Origin of the sequence: Leptotrichia sp. oral taxon 215 str. W9775, assembly GCF_000469505.1 — a bacterium.
Classification (GTDB): domain Bacteria; phylum Fusobacteriota; class Fusobacteriia; order Fusobacteriales; family Leptotrichiaceae; genus Leptotrichia_A.
Genome location: NZ_KI272866.1, coordinates 72,867 through 73,272, shown reverse-complemented (window position 1 = coordinate 73,272; position 406 = coordinate 72,867). Strand labels below are relative to the sequence as shown.

Here is a 406-nt window from a genome sequence, read left to right as displayed (position 1 = left end):
GGGTAATCTTTCATAAATTTTTTATTTACCGCTATTCCTGTTGCAAAATATGCATAAGGTATTGAGTAATCTAAGCCTGGATCATATATTTTTGAAAGTTCCTCAAGCTTAAGTCCATCCTTATCAAGGTTGTTAAAAGTTTCTCCCAGTTTCTTCTTATCCAATTTTTCTATAAGCCCACTTTTTCTAAGAACATCAACATAATCTGTAGATGGTGAAACTATGTCAAATCCCTTTGCTCCTGACATTAATTTTGCTAGCATAACATCATTATTATCATAATAGCTCAAATTTACCTTTATTCCAGTTTCCTTCTGAAAATTGTCTATTATTTCCTGCGGTATAAAATACGTCCATGTATAAATATTCAGCTCCTTACTTCCTGAATCTCCACTTCCACTGCTTT

1 protein-coding gene is annotated in these 406 nt (G+C 32.5%); it reads right to left on the bottom strand.

Annotation, left to right across the window (positions count from 1 at the left end):
- The coding region (locus HMPREF1984_RS11775; protein ID WP_021767699.1) for an extracellular solute-binding protein at positions 1-406 on the bottom strand (406 nt) is incomplete at both ends.